At 46.3% G+C, this 24,500-nt stretch carries 23 protein-coding genes and 1 riboswitch; of the genes, 19 read left to right on the top strand and 4 right to left on the bottom strand.

The annotated features are described in order from the left end of the window. The first annotated feature begins 4 nt into the window (after window positions 1-4). The 9 genes from ACQCN2_RS21300 to ACQCN2_RS21260 all read left to right on the top strand — a co-directional run bounded on the left by ACQCN2_RS21300 (window position 5) and on the right by ACQCN2_RS21260 (window position 8,395). The gene (locus ACQCN2_RS21300; RefSeq protein WP_426930975.1) at window positions 5-772 is read left to right on the top strand and encodes a metal ABC transporter ATP-binding protein; all 768 of its coding nucleotides are present in this window, start codon (window positions 5-7) and stop codon (window positions 770-772) included. 38 nt (window positions 773-810) lie between these two features. Beyond that, entirely contained in the window at window positions 811-1,650 is an 840-nt protein-coding gene (locus ACQCN2_RS21295) for a metal ABC transporter permease (protein ID WP_426930974.1), read from the top strand. Window positions 1,651-1,666: 16 nt separating this feature from the next. Then, on the top strand, window positions 1,667-2,074 hold the full coding sequence (locus ACQCN2_RS21290; RefSeq protein ID WP_426930973.1) for a Fur family transcriptional regulator: 408 nt from the start codon (window positions 1,667-1,669) through the stop codon (window positions 2,072-2,074). Window positions 2,075-2,484: 410 nt separating this feature from the next. After that, entirely contained in the window at window positions 2,485-3,348 is an 864-nt protein-coding gene (glcT, locus tag ACQCN2_RS21285; protein ID WP_426930972.1) for a glucose PTS transporter transcription antiterminator GlcT, read from the top strand. Between the two features lie 164 nt (window positions 3,349-3,512). Further along, window positions 3,513-4,007, top strand: coding sequence for a PTS sugar transporter subunit IIA (locus ACQCN2_RS21280; RefSeq protein ID WP_426930971.1), 495 nt, complete (start codon window positions 3,513-3,515; stop codon window positions 4,005-4,007). Between the two features lie 10 nt (window positions 4,008-4,017). Continuing rightward, the gene (gene nagA / locus ACQCN2_RS21275; RefSeq protein ID WP_426930970.1) at window positions 4,018-5,181 is read left to right on the top strand and encodes an N-acetylglucosamine-6-phosphate deacetylase; all 1,164 of its coding nucleotides are present in this window, start codon (window positions 4,018-4,020) and stop codon (window positions 5,179-5,181) included. A gap of 4 nt (window positions 5,182-5,185) precedes the next feature. Then, window positions 5,186-5,932: a glucosamine-6-phosphate deaminase gene (gene nagB / locus ACQCN2_RS21270; RefSeq protein ID WP_426930969.1), complete on the top strand. Its 747-nt coding sequence runs from the start codon at window positions 5,186-5,188 to the stop codon at window positions 5,930-5,932. An 84-nt stretch (window positions 5,933-6,016) separates the two neighbouring features. Beyond that, a complete protein-coding gene (gene nagE, locus ACQCN2_RS21265; RefSeq protein WP_426930968.1) occupies window positions 6,017-7,459 on the top strand; it encodes an N-acetylglucosamine-specific PTS transporter subunit IIBC in 1,443 nt (480 codons plus the stop codon). An 18-nt stretch (window positions 7,460-7,477) separates the two neighbouring features. Beyond that, window positions 7,478-8,395: a DUF7916 family protein gene (locus tag ACQCN2_RS21260; protein WP_426930967.1), complete on the top strand. Its 918-nt coding sequence runs from the start codon at window positions 7,478-7,480 to the stop codon at window positions 8,393-8,395. Window positions 8,396-8,448: 53 nt separating this feature from the next. On the opposite strand, the gene ACQCN2_RS21255 is transcribed toward ACQCN2_RS21260, so the two are convergent. Further along, entirely contained in the window at window positions 8,449-9,039 is a 591-nt protein-coding gene (locus ACQCN2_RS21255) for a DUF4269 domain-containing protein (protein ID WP_426930966.1), read from the bottom strand. Window positions 9,040-9,147: 108 nt separating this feature from the next. Here ACQCN2_RS21255 and nadB point away from each other — a divergent pair, with 108 nt between their 5' ends. The 6 genes from nadB (at window position 9,148) to ACQCN2_RS21225 (ending at window position 17,666) form a co-directional block, all read left to right on the top strand. Further along, the gene (gene nadB / locus ACQCN2_RS21250; RefSeq protein WP_426930965.1) at window positions 9,148-10,785 is read left to right on the top strand and encodes an L-aspartate oxidase; all 1,638 of its coding nucleotides are present in this window, start codon (window positions 9,148-9,150) and stop codon (window positions 10,783-10,785) included. Then, window positions 10,772-11,620, top strand: a complete 849-nt coding sequence (gene nadC, locus ACQCN2_RS21245) for a carboxylating nicotinate-nucleotide diphosphorylase (RefSeq protein WP_426931062.1) — start codon at window positions 10,772-10,774, stop codon at window positions 11,618-11,620. The genes nadB and nadC overlap by 14 nt, the downstream gene beginning before the upstream one ends. A 74-nt stretch (window positions 11,621-11,694) precedes the next feature. Continuing rightward, the gene (locus ACQCN2_RS21240; protein WP_426930964.1) at window positions 11,695-12,459 is read left to right on the top strand and encodes a type III pantothenate kinase; all 765 of its coding nucleotides are present in this window, start codon (window positions 11,695-11,697) and stop codon (window positions 12,457-12,459) included. Window positions 12,460-12,645: 186 nt separating this feature from the next. Further along, entirely contained in the window at window positions 12,646-14,379 is a 1,734-nt protein-coding gene (locus ACQCN2_RS21235; protein ID WP_426930963.1) for a methyl-accepting chemotaxis protein, read from the top strand. Between the two features lie 195 nt (window positions 14,380-14,574). Beyond that, window positions 14,575-16,308: a methyl-accepting chemotaxis protein gene (locus ACQCN2_RS21230; RefSeq protein ID WP_426930962.1), complete on the top strand. Its 1,734-nt coding sequence runs from the start codon at window positions 14,575-14,577 to the stop codon at window positions 16,306-16,308. 107 nt (window positions 16,309-16,415) lie between these two features. After that, window positions 16,416-17,666, top strand: a complete 1,251-nt coding sequence (locus ACQCN2_RS21225) for a macrolide family glycosyltransferase (protein ID WP_426930961.1) — start codon at window positions 16,416-16,418, stop codon at window positions 17,664-17,666. A gap of 56 nt (window positions 17,667-17,722) precedes the next feature. Here the strand turns inward: ACQCN2_RS21225 and ACQCN2_RS21220 are convergent, their stop codons facing one another. The 3 genes from ACQCN2_RS21220 to ACQCN2_RS21210 form a co-directional block, all read right to left on the bottom strand. Beyond that, on the bottom strand, window positions 17,723-18,421 hold the full coding sequence (locus ACQCN2_RS21220; protein WP_426930960.1) for a CAP domain-containing protein: 699 nt from the start codon (window positions 18,419-18,421) through the stop codon (window positions 17,723-17,725). Between the two features lie 7 nt (window positions 18,422-18,428). After that, window positions 18,429-18,596: riboswitch (cyclic di-AMP (ydaO/yuaA leader) on the bottom strand. A gap of 73 nt (window positions 18,597-18,669) precedes the next feature. Beyond that, window positions 18,670-19,281: a hypothetical protein gene (locus tag ACQCN2_RS21215; protein WP_426930959.1), complete on the bottom strand. Its 612-nt coding sequence runs from the start codon at window positions 19,279-19,281 to the stop codon at window positions 18,670-18,672. A gap of 25 nt (window positions 19,282-19,306) precedes the next feature. Further along, window positions 19,307-20,062 carry a S16 family serine protease gene (locus tag ACQCN2_RS21210; RefSeq protein WP_426930958.1) on the bottom strand — a complete coding sequence of 252 codons (756 nt, stop codon included), beginning with the start codon at window positions 20,060-20,062 and terminating at the stop codon, window positions 19,307-19,309. A gap of 196 nt (window positions 20,063-20,258) precedes the next feature. Between ACQCN2_RS21210 and ACQCN2_RS21205 the strand changes: the two genes are divergently transcribed. The 4 genes from ACQCN2_RS21205 to ACQCN2_RS21190 all read left to right on the top strand — a co-directional run bounded on the left by ACQCN2_RS21205 (window position 20,259) and on the right by ACQCN2_RS21190 (window position 24,498). Further along, on the top strand, window positions 20,259-20,795 hold the full coding sequence (locus tag ACQCN2_RS21205; RefSeq protein ID WP_426930957.1) for a biotin transporter BioY: 537 nt from the start codon (window positions 20,259-20,261) through the stop codon (window positions 20,793-20,795). A gap of 111 nt (window positions 20,796-20,906) precedes the next feature. Beyond that, window positions 20,907-21,641, top strand: coding sequence for an RcpC/CpaB family pilus assembly protein (locus ACQCN2_RS21200; protein ID WP_426930956.1), 735 nt, complete (start codon window positions 20,907-20,909; stop codon window positions 21,639-21,641). Next, window positions 21,638-23,008, top strand: a complete 1,371-nt coding sequence (locus ACQCN2_RS21195; protein ID WP_426930955.1) for a CpaE/TadZ family protein — start codon at window positions 21,638-21,640, stop codon at window positions 23,006-23,008. The genes ACQCN2_RS21200 and ACQCN2_RS21195 overlap by 4 nt, the downstream gene beginning before the upstream one ends. After that, window positions 23,005-24,498, top strand: a complete 1,494-nt coding sequence (locus ACQCN2_RS21190; protein WP_426930954.1) for a TadA family conjugal transfer-associated ATPase — start codon at window positions 23,005-23,007, stop codon at window positions 24,496-24,498. Before ACQCN2_RS21195 ends, ACQCN2_RS21190 begins: the two co-directional genes overlap by 4 nt. Window positions 24,499-24,500 lie beyond the last annotated feature (2 nt).

Genomic DNA, 24,500 nt, shown 5'->3' with positions numbered 1-24,500 from the left:
TCGTATGGAAGGAACTGAGCGTGAGATTATCCGCTTGTCCTCGTTATCATTCCAATATGAAAACGGGAAAAAAGTGTTGGAGGACATTAGTTTCTCTTTGTATGAGGGAGATTTTCTGGGGATTGTCGGTCCGAACGGCTCTGGTAAATCTACCTTGATGAAATTAATTCTGGGTTTGTTGTCGCCGACAGAAGGAAGCATTGAATTGTTTGGGCAACCCACCCAGAAGTTCCGCGATTGGGTAAAAATCGGGTATGTCGCTCAACAAGTTGCCCATGGTGCAGGTGGATTTCCGGCAACAGTCGAGGAAGTGGTCGCCTCTGGTCTAGTTGGCAAGGTTGGGTTGTTCCGTCGGTTAAAACATTCGCACTACCACAAAGTCCGAGATGTTGTTGAACGAGTAGGACTCTTGCCCAAATTGCACGAGAGGATTGGCAACTTGTCGGGTGGCCAGCTGCAGCGAGTATTCATCGCCAGAGCGCTAGTATCCGATCCGGAGTTGCTAATTCTGGATGAGCCAACGGTAGGTGTCGATCAGGAATCAATCGAGCAGTTTTATAGTCTGTTGCGTTCGCTTAAGGAAGACAACCGCATGACGATGCTGATTATCAGTCACGATGTGAGCGTCATGACACAATGGGTCAACAAAGTGGCTTGTTTGCAACGTCGCATCCATTTTCATGGGTCTACGGATGAGTTTGAGCATAATCAAGACAAGATTTTTCAAAGTATGTACGGAGAGTCAGTCCGTCTACTCGCCCACAACCATTAATTGAGTGAGAAGTTGGGAGTTGTGAGGAAGGAGATTATATGTTAGCAGATTGGTGGAATTACGAATTTTTGCGGTATGCCTTGTTTTCAGGGATTTTGATCGGGTTGATTTGTCCCATTTTAGGTACGTTCCTGGTCGTTCGCCGTTTGTCGATGATGGCGGATGGTCTTTCCCATGTGACGCTCTCGGGTGTAGCGGCAGGTTTGTTGCTCTCGAAGAAAGTTGCATTGTTCAGTAACGTGAATCCCCTGTATTTTGGGATGCTCTTTTCTGTGATTGGTTCTTTATTTATTGAGCGGCTTCGCAAGGTATTCAAGGCGTATCAGGATTTGGCGATCCCAATTATCTTATCAACGGGACTGGGATTGTTTACGGTATTGATCAGTATCGCCAAGGGATTTAACGCCGATTTATACTCCTATTTGTTTGGGAAAATTGTAACGGTGACGAAGGATGATCTATTAGCCTTGATTGGCGTAGCCTTCGTTGTCATGGCGACTTTTTTTCTCATTTACAAGGAATTGTTTGCTGTATCGTTTGATGAGGAGTTTGCCCGAGTATCGGGTGTCGCGCGAAAAGCGATTAATTTATGGTTTATGATTCTCGTTGCCTTAACGATTGCAGCTTCCATGCGGATTGTCGGGGTTCTGTTGATTTCTGCTCTCATTACATTGCCGGTAGCCGCAAGCTTACAGATTGCTCGAAGTTTTCGACAAGCGATTCTTTATGCCGTGCTGTTTGCCGAAACTGCTGTGCTTTCTGGACTGTACTTTGCCTATCTATGGGATTGGGCATCTGGCGGTACGATTGTTTTGATGGCTGTATTTATTCTCATCGTGGTGCTGACCGGCAAGAAACTGAAAGCGTCATTTCGGTAATGAGAGGAGGACGACCATGAATCTGGAAGAAGCTTTACGAATCATGAAAGATCGTGGTTTTAAATATACAGGAAAACGAGAAGAGATGATTCGGATTTGCGCGGCCGAGAAGCGCTACTTGTCGGCGAAGGAGATAATGGAGCAGATGAAGGAGAATTACCCGAATCTGAGTTTCGACACGGTATACCGGAATCTCTCTACTTTTGTGGAATTAGGGATTCTGGAGGAGACGGAACTGGAGGGCGAGGGCAAGTTTCGACTGGCCTGTTCACATGGACACCATCATCATCTGATATGCACGTCGTGTGGGAAAACGACTGAACTGGAAGCTTGTCCGATGCGTGAGGTCGGGGATTTGCCTTCGGACTTTCAAGTGACGGGGCATAAATTCGAGATCTATGGAAAATGTAATACATGTGGCTAACCGAACGGTCATGTCCGTTTTCCCCTCTCATCCCCCTAATCCCCTCTCATCGGGGGATCGAAGCGTCGGGGGACTGAAACGTGTTGAAATACAGATGATCCCAGCTTGACAGGAATAATATACACAAGTATCATATAAGAAACGACATATGTAAGCGCTTAATATAACGGCGTGTTACTGGATAAAACCGGGCATGAGCCAAGAATGATCTTTCCTATTGAAAAGATTTTTCTTGGCTTTTTTGATCGTGTAGGAAAGTTTAAGCGCTTTAAAGCGCTGGACTTTCCGGAACGGAAGGAAAGCATCCGCTAAAGAAGAATTCGACGACATCTCCGAGAGTGCTTCGTTAATAGCTTTTCTTATCGTCTGGAGACCTTAGATTTTATACTTTGCTTGGTGGTGAGATTCTGATGGCCTGTGATAATGCGTACAAAATTGAACGAGCTTTTAACAATAACGTGGTCCTGGCGAAAGAATCTCGGACGGATGTGGAGATCATTCTTCTCGGAAAAGGAGTCGGATTTGGAGCCAAGCCTGGTGACCAGCTGGAAGCCGATGATCACCGAATTGAAAAAAAGTTCCGTTTGGAAAATGAGAGCCATATCCAGCAATATCGTCACCTGATCAATCAAGTGGATGAATCGATTATTGGCCTTTCAGAGGAGATCATCGCCATGGTCGCCAAGGATTTAAGCCCTAATCTGAATGAACACGTTCATGTCGCTTTGCCAGACCATATCCAATTTGCGATTCAACGCTTGCAGAATGGAATGGAGATTACCAATCCGTTTCTGTATGAAATTCAGACCCTTTATCCCAAGGAATTTGCCTTGGCCCAGAAGGCATCGAGAATGATTGAAGAACGATTCTCTGTCACGATTCCGGAGAGTGAAACGGGCTTTTTGTCCCTACACATACATGCGGCAGCCAGTGCATATCCTGTCTCTAAAACCGTCAAAGTGACCAATCTGATCAAAGAGCTGGTGGAACGAGTTGAGAAACAGGTTGGCACACCCATTGAAAAAGAAAGCATGGATTATGTGCGATTAATTACGCATTTGCGATTCGCAGTGGAGCGTATTCGTCAAGGAAAAGCCGTCGTAAACCCTTTGCTGGATCGCATCAAGGAAATCAGCGGGTCTTCTTATAAACTGGCCGAATCATTGGCCAAGTTGATTGCCGAACGCTTGGAAGTGGATGTTCCGGAAGACGAAGTTGGGTATATCGCGATGCATCTTCACCGTTTAAATCAAGTGAAAAATACAGCTAAATAACAGGCGTGTTACTAGTTGGACTAGGCATGAGCCGAGAGCAGCAAAAGAAGGAGAATGGTATTCTTTTGTTATTCAAGGCTCATGCTTCTTTTATTTACCGACAAATCTGGGAGTTTTGACGAAGAGAGAGAATATAAAGAGTATTGGTGAGGAGGCGGTACAAAATGTTTGGCAAGTTGTTTTCCAAGGCGAAAGAGAAAGAAATAACGGTGTTCGCCCCATTAAGCGGTGAAGCGCGTTCACTCGAACAAGTGCCTGACCCGATGTTTGCCCAAAAAGTGATTGGCGATGGGGTAGCCATTCAACCCTCTGAAGGAATATTGGTCGCACCGGCAAAAGGGAAGATTGTCCATGTGGCAACCACCCTGCATGCGATTGGACTCGTAACCGACGAGGGACTGGAGATCCTCTGTCATATCGGGATAGATACCGTGAAAATGGATGGGCAAGGGTTTACGTCCTATGTAAAAGCTGGGGATACTGTTAACCTCGGGGATAAACTGATTTCGTTTGATTTGCAACTGATCGAAAGCGCAGGATACGCAACCATCACTCCCATCATTATTACGAATGGAGACAAGGTGGCGGCCAACAACCAAGTGACCCAAGGCAATGTTCAAGCAGGACGCGACCACATCATGAAAATCAATCTGAAATAGAGGGATCGATATGGGATACAAGCTGTATAAGGGAAAGGTAATTGCGGAAGATCGGATTATTGAACAGGGAGTTCTCGTTACTTCCGGTGGACAAATTCATTACGCGGGAGCCGAGAGCGGTTATACATTGCGAGGCGATGAAAAGGTCGTTGATTACTCGTCTTACTGGATTTCCCCTGGATTAATCGATATCCATGTACACGGTGGAGTAGGCTTCGATGTGATGGATGGGACAGAAGAAGCCTTGGTATCCATTAGCCGAGGTTTAGCCAGCTTTGGGGTTACCGGTTTCTTGCCCACGACTATGACGGCGCCGCTTTCCGATATCCAACAGGTCCTGGAACTGATTAAAGAGACGAAGGCCAAGCCGATTACAGGAGCGCAAATTCTCGGGGTGCATCTGGAAGGCCCATGGATTAGCGACCCATTCAAGGGGGCCCAAAACGAGAAGTATATCACGCATCCTACATCAGAGCAGGTTGCCGAGATCATGAATTGGCTGGGAGACTTGGCCACAGTGGTAACAATTGCTCCCGAGATACCAGGCGCGCTCGAAGCCATTCGAAAACTGACAGAGCATGGAATTATCTGTTCCATTGGTCATACCAACGCCACGCATGAGCAGGTGACACAAGCTGCTAAAGCGGGTGCTTCCCATTTTACCCATGCGTTTAACGCGATGAGGGGTCTGCATCATCGGGAACCCGGCGTGGTTGGAGCGTTAATGGGAATGCGCCATATGACATGTGACGTTATCGCTGATTTGGTTCACTCGCATGCTTGCATGCTGGATATTTTGTATCAGTTAAAAGGGCGGGACAAACTGCTCTTGATCAGTGACGGAATGCAAGCGGTTGGATTGCCGGATGGGGAGTATAGCTTGGGTGGTCAGGCGGTTTATGTCCGTCAATGTATCGCTCGACTAGCTGATCATACACTTGCAGGCAGCACCTTGTCATTAAATCGTGCTGTCCACAATATGGTGGAAGTGATTGGACTTGAATTGCAAGACGCTATCTATATGGCCTCTACCGCTCCAGCCAAGAAGCTAGGCATTGACCGAACGAAGGGCAGCCTTGTCGCTGGAAAAGACGCGGATATCACTGTGCTAACACCTGATTTCCAAGTCGTTGAAACGATTGTCAAAGGCATGACTGTTTACAAGGAGGCATAATAACGTGATTCGATTAATCGTGGCAGAGGACTACAACCAGTTAAGTCAGCAAGCTGCGCAAATAGTTGCCCAGCAAATTAAGCAAAACCCCGCCTCGGTTATTGGGTTTGCTACCGGAAGCACTCCGTTGGGGTTATATCAGGAACTGGTTGCGATGTATCAGAAAAAAGAACTTTCATTTGATCACATAACGAGCTTTAACCTGGATGAGTATATCGGGTTAGACCGCAATCATCCTCAAAGCTATTACCGTTTTATGTGGGATCACCTATTCTCCCATGTTGGAGTGGAAGATAGACGGATTAATTTTCCGCCGGGAATCTTTCAGAATGAGCAATCGATTTGTGAACGATACGAAGCAGAGATGGCCAAGTGCGGCGGAATCGACCTGCAAATCCTGGGGATCGGCGTCAACGGTCATATTGGATTTAATGAGCCAAGTGATTCATTCACACTTTCAACCCATATCGTAGAGCTGGCGGAAGAGACGATTCAAGCCAACGCTCGCTTCTTCGATAACGAAGAGGAAGTGCCTCGGTATGCGATTACCATGGGGGTCCGCAGTATCATGCAGGCCCGCTCCATTCTTTTGCTAGCCAGTGGCGAGAATAAAGCGGAAGCGATTCAGAAAATGTTTACGGATAAAGCAGATCCCCAAATACCTGCTTCCATCCTGCAGCTGCACGCCAATGTAACGTTAGTCGTTGATAAAGCAGCAGCCTCTTCATTGCCGGAAGGCTCACTTGCCTAGAAGCACGATCATATCGCAGATGAGTGTCTCTTCATTCAAGTAGAGATACTTACTGATAAAACAACTTAAGAGGAGGTCTTTCGTATGTTGGCTTTTCTTCAGAAGATTGGGAAGTCTCTGATGCTTCCCGTAGCAACCCTGCCTGCGGCTGCCTTATTGCTTCGCTTCGGTTCTATTGACTATGTGAAGGAAGTTCCGCTTGGTTCGTTCGGAGAATTTCTCAATCATTACATCGCCCCGTTCCTTGCAGCGGGTGGTGACGCCATTTTTTCTAATCTAGCACTTATTTTTGCTGTTGGTATCGCAATCGGTTTAGCAGGAGATGCAGTAGCGGCATTGGCGGCAGTCATTTCGTATCAGGTACTTATTGCTGTTTTATCTAAAGTTCCAGCTGCCATGCCGTGGATTGCTGACGACGCCAAACTGAACATGGGAGTACTAGGTGGTATCCTCGCAGGTAGCGTAGCAGCCTATATGTACAACCGTTACCACGATATCAAGCTTCCAGACTGGTTGGGCTTCTTCGGTGGCAAACGCTTCGTACCGATTGTTACTTCCGCATCGATGGTCGTGATCGGGTTGATATTTGGTCTGATCTGGGGTCCAATTCAAGTGGGTCTTGATACATTCGGTAACTGGATTGTGAGTTTGGGTGCTGTCGGTGCGGCGTTATTCGGCTTCTTTAACCGTTTGCTCATTCCATTTGGACTCCATCACGTATTAAATGCGATTGCCTGGTTCCAAATTGGAAGCTTCACAGATGCGACAGGCCATGTCGTGAACGGTGACTTGCATCGTTTCTTCGCTGGGGACAAAACTGCGGGTATGTTCATGACTGGATTCTTCCCGATCATGATGTTCGCTCTTCCAGCAGCGGCATTGGCGATTATTCACTCCGCCAAGCCAGAGAAACGCAAGATGGTTTCCTCCGTATTCGTTGGGTTAGCGCTTACCTCGTTCCTGACTGGTATTACAGAGCCAATTGAGTTTGCTTTTATGTTTGCCGCTCCGTTTCTCTATCTGGTTCACGCCATTTTGACTGGTGTGTCTGCTTATATCGTAACAGCGCTCAACATTAAGCTTGGATTTGGTTTTTCGGCTGGTCTGGTCGATTACTTGGTGAACTACAAACTTGCGACGAATCCGCTCTTGATGATTCCAATTGGTTTGATCTTTGCGGTAGTTTACTACTTCCTGTTCCGTTTCCTCATCACCAAATTCGATATCAAAACACCTGGTCGCGAAGATGATGACCTCACAGAGGATGAACAACAAGGCGGTGGCAGCTCTAGCTTGAAAGACAAAGCGGCAGGTGTTCTAGCAAGCATTGGCGGCAAAGATAACATCAAAGACATCGACGCCTGTATCACTCGTCTGCGGCTGGTGCTTAAGGACGATAAAGTTGTAGATGAAAAAGCGCTTCGCAATCTTGGGGCCGCCGGTATCATGAGGCTTGGTCAAGGCAGTGTCCAAATCGTGTTCGGTACTCAATCGGAAATGCTGAAGGACCAAATTAAAAAATTATAAAAGGGATGATTTCCATTTATGAAACGTTTACTGGATTGCAAAGCATCTGATTTTGCGCGAATGAATGGGCAAGAGCTGAAACAGTCGATCCGAGCGTCTGAAGGAAGGGTATTGCTCGCAGAAGTGATTTGTTCGGTTACCCCTTTATTGTCCGGCGTTACCAATGCAGAGATGGCGTCAGCATTTGGTGCGGATATGATCCTTCTCAACTTTTTCGATGTGTTTGATCCAATGATTGCGGGATTGGAAGTTGAGGATCCGCAGCAGACGATTCATCAATTGAAGCAATATGTGGGACGTCCAGTAGGATTGAACCTCGAACCGATTGATCCTCAAGCGAATCGGGTTGAGGAGTTAGTCAGTTTGCCAATTGGAAGAACTGCAACAGCGGAGACGTTCCGTGAAGCGAAGAAACTTGGGTTTGATTTTGTCTGCCTGACGGGGAACCCCAAAACGGGAGTTACCAATCCAGAGATCATAAAGGCAATCTCCACAGCACGCTCCGAGATGGGAGAAGAAACGTTGATTCTGGCTGGAAAAATGCACGCTGCCGGTGTCGCGGGAGAAGCCGGAGAGGATATCGTAAAGGAAAAGGATATTGTTTCCTTTATTGAGGCAGGAGCAGACGTAATCTTATTGCCTTCTCCAGGAACTGTTCCCGGGATTACTCTGAATAACTGTCAGAAACTTGTGAAAATGTCACATAAGCACGGAGCACTGACGATCCTCGCGACAGGAACGAGTCAGGAAGGGGCTGATGAAGCAACTATTCGTCAGATCGCCCTTTACAGCAAGATGGCTGGGACGGATCTATATCATATCGGGGATGCGGGATATGCGGGGATTGCGATTCCAGAGAATATTATGCAATATTCCATTGTGATTCGCGGCAAGCGCCATACGTATGTCCGAATGGCCTCCTCGGTTCGTCGATAGGTGTCCCAAACCCACTCAACCAAGCGTGCGCTTAAGGTTGAGTGGGTTTTCTTTTAGATTTGGGTCGCGATAGTATCGTGCAATTGTTCGCCCGATAACGGTTCCAACAAGAGCAGTTCCTCATACGGATTGATACAGGGAAGGCCGAAGTAGTGGGCAAAAGCTGGTTCTGTTTTGAGGCCGTCTTGCTTGAGCTGGCGAATTGCTGACCATGCTTGATTGCCCAATTCTAGCGTGTTCTTAGCCAATTCAAGTAGCCGAGCCTCGATCACCATATGGCGGTAGGCGTTTTGTTTCGTTACGGGAACGGCTTGACCGAATATCTCGATGGGCATGTTTTGATAAGTGAAATTGGCAATCACGGTAGGCTGTCCGCTGACCTCGACTTCTCGAAGGATTATATCCGGCATTTGCCCAAATTCGGTTTCCAGCGTCTTTGTGAACTGCTCAACATCATGCATCTCGCAAATGATATCAAGATCGCTGTTCTCTACCTGCAGCTGGAGGGGAAAAGTCCCGGTTAGAACAGGCGTGAATTCCTTAAGAACTTCAAGAATACGAAGTTCTTGCAGCACGTGATAAGCCCGTTGTTGACCGGAATCACCCGCAAGTAGATATGTAGGATCAAACCAGTTGGGAAGCATCGAGATCGTTCCTTTCGTTGGTCAAATGGCTGAATCTTTTTCACTTGGTGCTGATTTGCTATAATAATGGCAATTAACCCTATACCGGACAGAGAGAAGGTAAAAAGGATGATCCCTCGTTATATAGTCGATTTTGACCTGGATCACCTGCCGCGTATCAAGACAGATGTCGTGGTGGTTGGTGCGGGAATCGCTGGATTATATACGGCCTTACAGGTAAGTGAATTTGCGAACGTAGTCTTGATTAGCAAGAAGGGACTAGATGACAGCAATACTAGATGGGCACAGGGCGGGATCGCCGCAGTGACAGCCAAATCGGATTCACCGGAGCTCCACCGTCAGGATACATTGATCGCCGGAGCGGGTCTCTGTTCGTATGAAGCGGTAGATGTTTTGGTTCATGAGGGACCCGAGAGATTAAAGGAATTAATCGAGTACGGAACGCAATTTGACAAGGATTCACAAGGACATTATGAGCTTACCAAAGAAGGCGCTCATAGCCAACGGCGTATTTTGCATGCGCAAGGTGACGCAACGGGAGCCGAGATAGTCCGCGCCTTGTCACACCGAGTGCTCGAGACGAAGAATATTACGGTATTCGAGAATCACTTTACGGTCGATGTGGTCACCGCCAATGATGAGTGCGTCGGGGTTATTGTAATCAAACCAGATAACGAGATGGTTTTTATTGAGTCCTATGCGACGGTGTTGGCAACTGGTGGAGCGGGTCAGTTATATCGTTACACGACCAACCCAGATATCGCCACTGCTGATGGAATCGCGATGGCCTATCGGGCTGGAGCGGATATCAAGGATGTGGAGTTTATCCAGTTCCATCCGACCGCTTTATACTACCCAGGCGCACCGCGTTTTCTGATCTCGGAAGCTGTCCGTGGAGAGGGAGCGATCCTTCGAAATATGAACGGAGATCGGTTCATGCAGAAGTACCATCCGCAAAAAGAACTGGCACCACGAGACATTGTGGCAAGGGCGATTGTCGCAGAGATGGAGTTGACTAACTCTTCATTTGTTTATCTGGACATTACCCATGAATCGGAGGAGCTGATCAAGCATCGTTTTCCAACCATATATAAAACGTGTATTGAGTACGGATTGGATATGGTGACCGATTGGATTCCGGTTGCTCCCGCCTGTCACTACATTATGGGGGGCGTGGCTACTGATTTGCACGGGGAGACTTCCACGGCGAGATTGTTTGCGTGTGGAGAAGTATCTTGTACGGGTGTGCATGGAGCCAACCGTCTGGCGTCCAATTCGTTATCGGAGGCAGTCGTATTCGGACACCGAATCGTGGAGCGAATCAAAACGCTATCTCCGAAAATCTCCATTCCATCCTCCATCCCACATGAACCCCAAGCTCCAACGAATCGACCAGAGAAAAAAACACCAAGTACGATAGAAACGCGGGTCAAGCTTCAAAAGCTGATGCTTCGTCATGTGAGCTTGAAGCGCGAGGAAAAAGGCTTGTTAAAAGCGATCAGCGAACTGGAAAAAATGCAACGTTTTTACCACTATGATTATCACGACCGACAATCGCTGGAGTTTCTCAACCTGCTGACAGCTGCTACTCTAACCACACGCGCAGCTTTGAACAGGGAGGAGAGCCGTGGAGGACATTATCGCGCGGACTTCCCGAATCGGGATGATCTCGTCTGGCGTAAACATACGGTTCAGTCGATTCAATACGGAATACGAGAGGAAAGTGATTCTTCTGATGTTGAATAAACGAGAGCTTCGACGCAAAATCGAAGAATGGTTGGATGAAGATATTGGCTTTGGAGATGTTACAACGGCTAGCACGATTCCCGCAACGGAGCAGGGCAGAGGAATCCTTTATGCCAAGGAAGACGGCATTGTGGCTGGGTTGCCGATTGCCGAATTGGTATTCGAGGTAATCGATCCCACTTTGAAGTTTGCTCCCCAGGTAGAGGAAGGTGTAGCCGTTGCCAAAGGACAAGCGATTGCTGAAGTTAGCGGTTCGGTGCAGTCCATTTTAACAGGTGAACGCCTTGCCTTGAATCTGTTGCAGCGTTTATCCGGAATTGCGACGCGAACCAATGAATTCGCCAAGGCGATCGAGGGAACGAAGGCAAGAGTGGTGGATACGCGCAAAACCACACCGGGACTTCGAATGTTGGAAAAATACGCGGTTCGAGTTGGCGGGGGACATAATCATCGCTATGCGTTGTACGATGCCGTCATGATCAAGGATAACCATATCAAAGGCGCGGGGGGAATCACGCAGGCTGTTCAAGCGGCCCGTCAAGCCATTCCGCATACCATGAAGATCGAGGTTGAAACAGAATCCATGACGCAGGTAGAGGAAGCGCTGGCTGCGGGTGCGGATATTATCATGCTGGACAATATGTCTGTGGAGCTGATGAGAGAAGCGGTGCAGCTGATTGCAGGACGGGCAGTAGTGGAAGCGTCCGGCGGGGTCAATCTGGATACAATCCGTTCCATTGCCCAGACGGGTGTTGACGTCATCTCGGTTGGAGCGTTAACGCATTCTGTTCGCGCGCTTGATATAAGTCTGGATCTCAACCAGCGGAAGCGGTAAGTAAGAAGAAGGATTCGACAACACTATGAGAAGCTTCGATAAGGAGCTTTTCTGATAGAGTAGGGGTAGAGCCAATGCTACTGGTAATGGATATCGGGAATACCAATATCGTGCTCGGTATGTACGAAGGGGAATCGCTTCGGTTCCACTGGCGAGTCGCAACCGATCGTAACAAAACAGAAGACGAGTACGGGATGCTGATCCGCAGCCTGTTTATAAGCGCAGGCTTGGAATTCAAGCATGTTGAGGGAGTCATTATCTCTTCTGTTGTTCCTCCATTGAATTTTACTGTGGAGCGTATGTGTGTGAAGTATTTTCAGAAGAAACCATTAGTCATTGGCCCAGGCATCAAAACTGGCTTAAATATCAAATATGAATACCCAAGAGAGGTAGGAGCCGACCGGATCGTCAACGCCGTAGCGGCCATTCACGATTATGGGACACCGCTTATTATCGTGGACTTCGGGACAGCGACCACTTTTTGCTATGTAGATGAACAAGCTCAATATTGGGGTGGAGCTATTGCTCCGGGAATTAATATCTCAACCGAAGCGCTATACAGTCGAGCAGCCAAACTTCCACGGATCGAGATTGCCAAACCATCCAGCGTCGTAGGGCGAAATACCGTTGCCGCCATGCAATCGGGCATCTACTATGGCTTTGTTGGGCAAGTGGAAGGGATTGTTCGTCGAATGAAAGCGGAATCCAAAACCGAGCCTAAAGTAGTAGCCACTGGCGGTCTGGCCTCATTATTCTCGAATGAGACAAGCAGTATTGACGTAGTCGACCCTAACCTGACGCTAAAGGGACTCCGTTTAATCTACGAACGCAATAAATAACCAAACGACTTAAGAGTGATAGATTGTTGAATAATAAACGATTAAAGGGAGCTGAGGCTCTCTTTTTGTTATTTATAGAAAATAATGGTTGTTCAAATCTTGAAAAGAGGTATAAAATTACTATTAAATAAGGAAAATATACCCTTTACAGGTGCATTTCATTAAGGGACGGAGAGGAAGTTAATCGTGAAGACTAAAAGTATGGTGACTAAAATCATTCTATTATCAGCTATCATGATTCTCATCATGACGGTGATTAGCGGTCTCTTGTCGTACCGAAGCATGTTGGTAGCTGTGCAGAAGACCATTGCCAGCTCAGCGATCACCACTGCGCAAAATATTTCTAAAGGGATTGATCCCGATAAATACGAGAAGTTCCTGTCCAATCAGGTGGAAAGCAATGAATACTGGGAGATTCGGGATGTGTTGAATGACTACCGCCTAAAAAACGGTGTATTATATGTCTATACTGGCGAAGTAACAGCAGAAGGCAAGCTTCGCATTCTCGTTGACGGATCACCAAGGGATTCCAAAGAGGCTTCAGCCATTGGCGAAGTAAGCTCAGTTGATGCAAGTGGAAGTCTGGCACCAGTACTAAACGGAGAACCTATTAGCACCGAAATTGTAGAGGATCAACAATACGGTAAGTACTTATCCGGTTTTGCTCCGATTCACAATAAACAGGGAAAGGTAGTTGGAATCCTTGGTGTGGATATAAGCGCCAATGAGGTAGATGCCATCGGTAATCAAGTCATTGCAGGAAGCCTTCCGCTGATGATTGGCTTTATGTTAATCGCGACGCTCTTATACATCGTCGTGTTCAATTACATTCTAAAAAGAACCTTTAAACCATTGCGGGGCCTGCAGGAAACAGCTGAACGAATTGCCCAGGGTGAATTATCTGAAGAATTAATTCAGAAGGACCATGGCAGACGGGATGAAATTGGTACGCTTATTCATTCGTTTAACAAGATGATTATCGATTTGCGTATATTCATCATCAAGTCCAAGGATGCGTCCATGCAGGTCGCCGCCGCATCCGAAGAGTTGACCGCTAGTTCGGAAGAAAGCTCAAAGGTAACCGAGCAGATTGCTGCCTCAACAGAGCAGCTTGCAGCAGGTTCAGATCAACAACTGCGAAGCGTTAGTTATGCGGTTGACTGCATTCAGAACTTTTCGAATAATGCTAACCATATCATGAACAGCAGCGAGGAGATGTCCCAATTAGCAGACTCTGCTTCACACACCTCAAGTGAAGGAATTCACTCCGTTTCTGAAGTGTTGCATCAGATTAAGAAGATTAAAGCCGTGAGTGAAGAAACGAATCTCATGATTAGTAATCTGGGGGATCGCTCAGAAGAAATCGGCGCGATTGTCAACATGATTACCGATATCGCCAATCAGACCAATTTGCTTGCCCTGAACGCAGCCATTGAAGCAGCCAGAGCGGGAGAGCATGGCAGGGGGTTTGCGGTTGTAGCAGACGAAGTACGCAAGCTGGCGGAGCAATCTGCGAAGTCGGCTCATCAGATTAACGAATTGATCGGAATCATTCAGACGCAGGTGGAACAAGCTATTAGGGTTGGGAACCAAAATGCCGAAGAAGTGGCACACGGACTGGAGAAAACACATCAGGCCAACCAATCCTTCGTTCAAATCCAGGCAGCGATCAATAGCCTGACGGTGAAGGTGAAGGAAGTCTCGTCCGCTGTAGAGAAACTCAATTTGGGTAGCCAACAGCTTATATCATCGACCAATGAGATTACACAGTCGGCAGAGGAAGCGGCAAGTGCCACACACCAAAACGCAGCAGCAGCCGAACAGCAGCTTGCCTCCATGGAAGAGATTTCGTCATCGGCAACGTCGCTCTCACATTTGGCAGAGGAGCTGTCTGCAATGATTTTACATTATAAGGTGTAGAAGATTAAGAAAATTATGGACGAAGCTGGCCCTTATTTAGGGTCAGCTTCTTTACTTTTCGGAAGATAACTAATGTTTAGTTATTGTAAATAAATGTTTTGATGAACTTAAAAAGTGGTATTAAAAAACGGTAAGAAGGAAAAGGTCAATCCTTATATACCCTAAAAACAGTAAAGTAGTGGAGAGGAGTTCAACATGAAAACCAAGAGTATGGCGACCCAAATGATTCTACTATCAACCATCATGATTCTCATCATGGCGGTGATTAGCGGATTCTTGTCGTACCGAAGCATGTTGGTAGCCGTGCAGAAAACTGTCGCTAACTCAGCGATTAACACTGCGCAGAATATTTCCAAAGGGATTGATCCTGATAAATACGAGAAATTCCTGTCTAATCGGACTCAAAACGATGTGTACTGGGAGCTTAGGAGTTCGCTAAATGACTACCGCTTAAAAACCGGAGCGCTATTTGTTTATACAGCAAGTTTGGAATCAGATGGAACCCTACATATTCTCGTTGATGGACAACCAAAGGATTCTAAAGTGGCTACATCTATTGACTCACTTAGTTCTGGTACGACAGCCGAAATGATACAGCCAGTATTAAACGGGGGATCTACCAGTACCGATATTGTTGATGATCCAGAGTACGGAAAGTATTTATCCGGTTTTGTTCCGATCCACAATAAGCAGGGACAGGTAATCGGGATCCTTGGTGTAGATATAGGCGCTAAGAATGTAGATACCATTGAAAATAATGTAATCGCAGGGAGCCTTCCGCTCATGATTGGGTTTATGTTAATCGTTACTATTGTATCTATAGTCACCTTCAGTATCATTTTAAAGAGAACCATGCAACCTTTGAGAGACTTGCAAGAAACGGCTGAACGAATTGCCCAGGGTGAACTATCCGAAGAATTTATCCAGAAGGATCATGGAAGACGAGACGAGATTGGCGCCCTTATCAATTCGTTTAACAAGATGATCATCGATTTGCGCAGGTTTATCATCAAATCCAAGGATGCGTCCATGCAGGTTGCGGCTGCATCTGAAGAGTTAACGGCCAGCGCGGAAGAAAGTACGAAGGTAACCGAGCAGATTTCCGCCTCTACACAGCAGCTTGCAGCAGGTTCAGCTCAACAATTGCGAAGCGTCACTCATTCGGCCGATTGGATTCAGAACTTGTCCAATAACGCCAACCATATCATGAACAGCAGCGAAGAGATGTCCCAATTAGCGGACTCCGCTTCACACGCTTCAAGCGAGGGGATTCACTCTGTTTCTGAAGTGCTCCGTCAGATCGAGAAGATTAAAACGGTAAGTGAAGAGACGAACCACATGATCAGCAATTTGGGAGATCGCTCCCAAGAGATCGGGACAATCGTCAACATGATTACCGATATTGCCAATCAGACCAATTTGCTGGCCTTAAACGCAGCCATAGAAGCAGCAAGAGCAGGAGAGCATGGTCGTGGATTTGCGGTTGTAGCAGACGAAGTACGCAAGCTAGCCGAGCAGTCAGCGAAGTCGGCGCAACAGATTAGCGACTTGATCGCAATCATCCAGAATCAGGTGGAACAAGCCATTCAGGTTGGAAATCAAAATGCCGAAGAAGTGACACACGGACTGGAGAAAACAGATCAGGCCAACCAATCCTTCGTTCAAATTCAGGCAGCGATCAATAGCCTGACCGTGAAGGTGAAGGAAGTATCGTCCGCCGTCGAGAAACTCAATCTTGGTACGCAACAGCTTGCATCATCAACCGATGAAATTACACAGTCGGCAGAGGAAACGTCAAGCGCTACACATCAGAATGCGGCTGCCTCCGAACAGCAGTTGGCCTCCATGGAAGAGATATCTTCATCCGCAACGGCACTCTCCCATTTGGCAGAAGAATTGTCCGCAATGATTGCGCATTATAAGGTGTAGACGTTTTGAACTATAATAAACTTGATTCCATTATGTGATTCGAGCGATGAGACAGTGCCCCTTACTTTACCCAATTTAGTGAACAGTAAGCTTAAGGAGTGGTAGAAATGGCGCGTGTTTTATTTATTAACGGTGGATCCGAGGGACATATCAATCCAACTATTGGAGTTGTGCAAGAACTCATTTCGCGTGGGGAAGAGGTCGTGTACTTTTCGATAGAAGCTTTTCGGGAGCGTATTGAGAAGACGGGTGCTTCAGTACGAACATTTGACGATCAAAAATTTATAAAAGCCTTTATCTCAGGTGGAAGAAATTATTTACTTGAGAGAATCAACGGTCTTTTGCTTACGGCAGATATCGTCATACCAAGCGTTCTTGAACAGATCAAAGATGAGCATTTTGATTACATCATCCATGATTCCATGTTTGGTTGTGGACATTTACTTGCTCAAATTCTTAAGCTTCCCGCAATCAACTCTTGTACTTCTTTTGCGCAGACAAAAGAATCTTTCGATAAAATGTTGGAACAGCTTTCTAAAAAAATTCCTACAGAAATAGTTAAACCAATAGAAGATGAATTTCAAAGGCTGACGAAAATGGTCAAGGAAAAATATGGTGTGGAGATCCGTTCTCCTTACGAAGTGTTTTGTAATCCTGCACCACTTACAATCGTTTATACAACAAGGGAGTTCCAACCTGATGGAGAAGCATTCGACCAAACGTATAAATTTGTAGGTCCATCCATCACTTCACGATTCACTCAAGAAAACTTCGACTTTACTACGATCAAGGGAAAAAAACTAATTTACATTTCACTGGGGACAGTCCTTAACCAAGCAATCGATTTCTATAAGCTTTGTTTTGAGGCGTTTGAGAACACTGATCATACGATTGTCATGTCTATTGGGAATAAAACCCAAATTTCTGATTTGGGGGAAATCCCTAAAAACTTCATCGTAAAAAATTATGTTCCACAAACTGACGTACTGCAACATACTAGATTATTTATTACACATGGTGGAATGAACAGTACCAGTGAAGGCCTCTATTACGGGGTTCCGCTGATTGTACTTCCACAAAGCGCGGATCAGCCGATAATTGCGGGGCAAGTCGCTAATATTGGAGCAGGCATTCAATTACAAATGCAAAGCTTGACCGCAAATCAACTGCGTGAAGCCGTAGATCATGTGTTAAACCTTTCATCTTTCAAGAAAGCTGCTGCAAATATTGGGGAATCCTTTCGGAAATCAGGTGGGTATCATCAAGCTGTTGATGAGATACTCGGCAGCGTTGATGTGCTAAATGACCGGCAACAAGTCGATAGAATAAATGAATCCACTAACAAGAATCGAGAGTAAAGTAAAAGAGGTAATTCAGAAACAGTTGCTTTTGTTCCTGAATTACCTCTTTAATTCTAGTTAACTTTTCCGGTAAACTCCTGCACCCAATAGCCATTGTAATAGCCAATTCCAATGGTATCAAAGTTGGGGTTTAAGATATTTTCCCGATGTCCTTGACTGTTCATCCAATCATTCATTACCTGTTGGGCGCTTTGTTGACCCATGGCGATATTTTCACCAGCATAACTAGAGGAAATGCCATACTGCTTCATCATGTCAAAAGGACTACCATAGGTGGGGCTGTTGTGATCGAAATAATGGTTCGTTGACATATCAACCGCTTTATCATTGGCCACTTTAGAGAGAGTGCTGTCAAGCTGCAGTGGCTTCAGACCAGCTTTGGCACGCTCCTGATTCACGATAGTAAACACTTGTTGAGCATAGGTTCCAACTTCTGGTGTTTGCTGTACAGGCTGTTGTACAGGCTGTTGGTTTGTTTGTGGCTGGCTGACTACTGTATTGTTAACTGGCTGGCTATTCGATTGCTGTGGTACATTAAGAGTCATCCCCGCGAAGATCAGGTCGGGATTGCAGATCTGCGGATTTGCCCAAAGCAATTGATAGAACGGGACGCCTTGATTCTGGGCAATATTCGATAATGTGTCGTTAGGTTTCACCTGATAAGTAGCGGCGAATGCGGACGTCGTGATGCTTGACAACGCCAAACCTAATGCAATGGCCATGAGAGGTTTTCTGGAAAAACGCTTTTTCATGGTTCTACTCACTCCTTTTTGTTACCTACGAGGTTAGGTGTCGGATTCGGATTGAGGATACAAACCTACGCTGCGTGAGCGATTCACCCCTAGCAGATCGGTCTATCGGCCAAATCTGCAAAAATTCTTTCCCCCGCACTACTCGATTTTTAAGTAGTTTCGGTCATGACAAAAAGGATAACAGATAATATATTGGGAATAAACGTAATAATGTTGTCAATTGCGGTTGGTTTTTCCACTGGAAGAAATCAACCTTCCGTTGCTGCTTGCTCACTCAACTTATGCTCTTGAACCGCTTTTAACCCGCCTGTGATAAGGACAAACATACAGATATACATCAGAGAAACCAAAATTTCGAGAACTAGCGCCCACATGATTAAACTGTTTGAAGGATTGTCGTCTCTTAACAGCATTTGGTTCAAGTACCGATAGATCATCTGTCCGATGTAATAGAACGGGATGAGGTTTAGGAGGCGTTTTCCGTACATCTTTGTTTTGTCATCCATTTTGGTCAGGAATTTTGCCATGTCCGAGTAAACGGTCCATAACCCTATAAGATTATAGAGGGGAACGATGATGCGGGCTAAAGCATCCCCTGGGGTAACGGGATAGTTCCAAGCGATTTGGCGAAAATCCTTGTGAACATGATAAATCCAGAACAGAAAAAGGATAACCGTCAACCAACCAAGCACAAAGTTGAACACCCCCAAAGATGCGTCTATCCATCCTACATAATCAAAATAAAAGAGTTCATCCCACACCGCGATGACACTGCCGATGAGGCTTAAACAAGAACAAATTGCGCCTACAATCAATAATAAAAATAGAAATTTTCCAATTCGTTCGGACTTTGTTTCCATTAATCTACTTGCATCTCCTTTTTGCTCATGGCAAGTTTTTCAGAAAGGACAAGGCTTCTTCCAGTGTCTCGACTGGTATGATCTGCAAATGGAGACTGTGCTCCTTCGCATATTGCTCGGCTTCTTCCTGATTGCTTACTACCCCAAAGGGAAAACTCCCCTTGTCTTTTGGAACGAAAAAATAATCAACTCCACTTTGTGCCGCGGTCTCTACCTTTTCCCGAATACCTCCCACCGACCCGACGGTACCGTCTTGTTCCAGTGTGCCTGTGCCCGCGATGGTATATTTGCCACCTCGAGAAAAATCCTCAAGGCTCTCCTCTTCCACCAATCCGATTCCGGCCATCAAGCCAAAAGAATTTCCGACATATTGAGCAGACTTCTCCATAATGCTCGCATACTTGGAGTTGACTGATTGAGATGAATCTACCGAATAACCGGAAACTTGTAGCGCATTGGTAACCACCGTTTCCTTGGAAATCTCCTCTTCATTCTGTAACTCTTCGTTATTGCTTGACTCGTCTCGAGAAGCTGGCTCAAAGCTAACCTGTTCGCGATCATAGTGAAAGGTTATTAGAAGCTTTTCGAGGTAGTTTCTCGCCACTCCACCCTCCACATAGGTCATGTACACGTGGCCTTTAATTCCCAATTCTTCGATCTTCACAATATGCCCAGGAGCTATAAACTTCTCGTAATGTGGAAACATCAAGGTGATGGTCAAAGCCAGCGGGACAGCCAGCAAGGTAAAGGCCATCCACTTTTCTTTTTTGTTAAATCGCATGGTTTATACTTCCTTCAAGATGGAGTCGCACACCGTAAATACATACTACATTTATACAGGAATAGAAAATAATTGTAAATGAAGCTCTCGTGACTTAAAACTAAACACTCAAAATATTTACTTTAGGAGAGGTGTTGAATATAATTGTGTTAACGCATTTATATAATTGGTTAACATTTATGGAGGGAAGTATTTCATGAGTAATACAAGTCAGAGATTAAAGATGTCTATTTTATCCGCAATGTTTGCCGTCATTACAGGAATATTGGCTCAAATGGTCATTCCATTGCCGTTCATTCCGATCACTGGACAAACCTTAGCGGTGGGCTTGACTGGTACGATTTTAGGAAGCCGATATGGGGCTCTTTCTATGTTTCTTTATCTTTTACTAGGGGCAATCGGACTGCCTGTTTTCACAGAAGCTAGTGGAGGGTTTTCGATCATCGTAGGGAAATCTGGCGGATACATAATTGGGTTTATCTTTGCTGCTTATATTATTGGCTTTATTATTGAGAAAACTCGCGCTTCTTTTACAATCGCATTAGTGGCAAATGTGATAGGTATGCTGGTCACTCTGTTATTTGGAGTGGTTCAATTAAAATATGTCCTTGGTATCCCATGGGATAAGGCGATGGCATTTGGTGTTTATCCATTCTTACTCGTTGGTGTAGTGAAAGCTGCTTTAGCTTCCTATATAGGTATAGAGGTTCGGAAAAGAATAGTGAAATCATAACGAAGCCAAAAAGACTGCTTCCCTTATTCAATTGGGATGCAGTCTTTTTTTGTCCCACTTCCTCTTCGTATGCTAACAACAAACGTTTCATCAGGAATGGAGGGACACCAGATGAAGCTGCCAGCTATTCATCCAGTTCGGGCCATTGGTATCTTGCTGTTGGCGGGGACTGTGGCGTTGGGGTCTTATCAGGTTTGGAAGCCGTCAACGTTTACGTATATCAAGCTAAAAGAAGGAGTGACTGTAGAGGGGGGAAGCAAGCTTACAGAAGAGGTGGTTGAGCCCGCAACGATAACAACGCAGGAAGTCTGGCAAACCAATCGGAATCCCGTCAGCGGCTTCATTGCCTGGTCGGCAAGGGAACAAGCCATCGGAAGTACGACCACCAGAAGACTGATAGGGGGAGTGCCTTTATTAACGAACGACTTGAATCGGGAAGGGGAAGATGAGCTGAATTCCCACTTGGACAAATCCATGACAGGGATGAGCATTCCAGTTGATAACATTATCGGGGTCACGCCTTATTTAAGTGTGGGGGATAGGGTGCATGTATACGCGTCCTTTGAGGATGATCAAGGAGCTCACTCCGGTCTTCTTTTACGCTCGATGCCGATCCTGTCGTTACAACGTGAGGCACAATCGGAAACCCCCAAGCTGGTTGGCGTGACAATCGGACTTCGTTTGGAGCAAGCGGTTCTTCTGACGCACGCTCTCCACTACGGCAAAATTCGATTGGGAAAAGCCTCCGTCGATGAATCGCTCCTCCCCGGGATTGGAGATGTAGCCTTCGCAAATGCCTTGATGAAGACCAAGAAACGTTGGAGCTCACAGGAGGTGGAACAATGAACATCGGAATTGCTCGTAAACGACTGCTTATCATGAACGCTCATCCACATATGAATCGTGACTTGTACACGAATCTCGCAACCAATCCTAATTTCGAAATCATTCATGAAGCGACCAAAGTGGAAGAGGTGTACGCTTTAATCCAATCAGCTGATGTTCATCTCATTTTGGTCGAAGGACCTCTTGGAGCGGAGACGATCACCATGTGCCAACAGATTCGGGTCCAGTACCCGCATATTACCTGCGTGGCAGCCTGTGTTTCTTCTGATTTAAATTGGGAGCCTTTGTTGAGAGGCTTGGGGGTCTGGGTTCTGCCAAAGCCAATCCAGCTTCATCAATTGGAATGGCTTGCGAGCACTCTCCCACATCCTACCCAATCACAATCAGCAACTCAACAGCAGGCTTCATCCCTCAACCTTCCCGATCATCACTCCAAAACGAAGCAATTTATTACGGTCTACGGTCCCAAGGGTGGTGTGGGGAAAACCTTTTTGTCACGGGAGCTCGCCATGTTCTTTACACAGCAACAAGTCAATGGCAGGCCGTACAAGGTGCTTGCGGTTGATCTCAATCTCGATTTGGGGACATTCGCGACTACCTTGAATCTACCGCGCATCCCCAACATACACACCTGGGCGCAGGAGATTAACCAGCAGTTGCACAAGCTAGCGGCTCGAGATGGACGCCCCATTGATTTGGTAGGCCAAGAAGAGTGGCGGGAGTATAGCATGCGCGCCACGATTAACCCCGAAGATATTCAAAAACACGTTGTTCTGCATGAGGAGTCAGGGCTTCATATTCTAACCTCGCCTCGTGAGATTCGCGATAGTTTCGAGATAAAAGACTACCATCTCTATGTCATGCTGGAGACGTTAAAGCGAAGCGACTACGATGTGGTTCTGCTCGACACAGCCCCCGATACGACGGATGCGACGATTCAAGCGTTGTTTTTTGCTGAAAAAGTGATTATGGTTGGCAATCCTCTCGTGGATGCGATTGAAAATATTCACCGCATGTTAAAACTGCTCCGTGAAGCCAATTACCCGGAGGAACGCATTCAAATTTGCATTAACCGCATGCAGCGAAAGGAAATGTACACCTTAGAGGAGATTCGGGCTTACTTCCAGCTGCACCCCAGTAAGAAAATGTTTACCATTCCCGACGACGAAGAGGTGAAACGCTCCATTAACGCGGGAAAATCGTTAATGCTATCGACCGGAAAATCCCAAGCCAAAGATGCCTTGTTCACACTGGGACAATCCTTTCTTTTACAAGGCGAAGAGGATTCGAAGACACACGTGAAGTCCAAACAACCCTCCTGGTTCTCCAAGTGGGTCAAACCATTCAAGAGAGGTGGAGTTCATTGAATTATGGTCGCAGGGCATTACTTGGGACACCTGAAGCAAGTTCCACGTTGGGTTTGCGCCAATCGCTCAGCGCCAATGATCGAGCCCAACATAAATCAGCGGATTGGCTAACAGACACTCACTCCACCAATCAGGTTGAGCAAGCTAGTTACGTGTCGAGTGAGATGACCTCACAGATAAAAGTCAAAATAGTGGAGAAGTACGGAAGAAGGCTGTGGGAGGAGAAAGATCAGGTCGGCTTAATTGAAGAGGTGAAAAAAGACCTTAGGCTGTTGCTGGAAACCCATGCGGTTCTCTCAAACCTGCAAGCGGAAGCAGAAGTAAACCGATTGTTGCATGAATTGACCGGCTGGGGACCGCTTGACCATTTGCTAGAGGACGATGATATAACAGAGATTTTGTTACACCGCTATGATTTCGTGGTCGTGGAGCGTCGAAGTACGGGACGATTGGAAAAGTTATCGTATCCGTTGTTCCAAACGGAAGAACAGCTGCTTCATACGATTGAGCAGATTGCCGCCACGATGGGACGTGAATTTAATGAAACGAAGGCGGAGTTGCATACACAGTTGCCGGACGGATCTCGTATTGCTGCAACTCACCGAATTATCACGCCAGATGGCCATTCCTTAACCATTCGTAAACATCGCTCCTTATTGAAGGAAGCCGATTATTTGCGGTTGGGGTCGATTTGCGAGCCGTTGCTGCAATTCCTTCGTTGGGCAATCGGGCTAGGGAGAGCATCCGGGCTGGTCAGCGGAGGAACTGGTTCAGGTAAAACTCATTTGTTGAATCTGCTTTCTCAATTTATTTCAGAGGGGCTAAGTGTCATTACGATTGAGGATGTACTGGAGCTTCAGCTTGCTCATCCGTACGTCCGGAGATTTTTGGCCAAACCGATGAATCACGAAGGAAAAGGCGGTTTTTCGATTCGGGATTGCGTACGGCTCTCGCTTCGCAAACGACCCGATATCATCATTGTCGGCGAGACGCGGGGTGGAGAGATTGTCGATATCTTATGGGCGATGAACACCGATCATCCAGGAAGCTGGTCAACAGCGCATGCCAATTCGCCTCGAGCGTTAATTGATTCGACCCTGCCGATTTTGTTTGGAAAAGCAGACGAGTCGTACAACTCACAGGAGAGGAATCTAATGATCGGATCTGCGCTGGATTTGATTGTGCAAGTGAAACGCTTTGAGGAAGACGGCAGCCGCAAAGTAGTGGCCATCACAGAAGTCGTAGGTACTGGGGAATCCCATGAGGAGCTGATCAAGAGAACGTGTAATGTCAAGCAAGTGACTCCTAATCGAGTTTACCTGCAGGATATTTTCTTGTACGAACCACTGGGGATTGAGAACGGCAAGGTTATTGGACAGTATCGATGGACCGGTTACAAGCCGGAACGCTTAATCCGCAAGTGGCTCTCCCATGGGTTAACAGTTGAACAGATTGATCAAGTATTCTTTCCCGAGCCCATTCTCATGTAAGG

Source organism: Brevibacillus ginsengisoli, from assembly GCF_050113715.1.
Lineage (GTDB): Bacteria > Bacillota > Bacilli > Brevibacillales > Brevibacillaceae > Brevibacillus_H > Brevibacillus_H ginsengisoli.
This window is presented reverse-complemented; position numbering and strand designations above follow the sequence as displayed.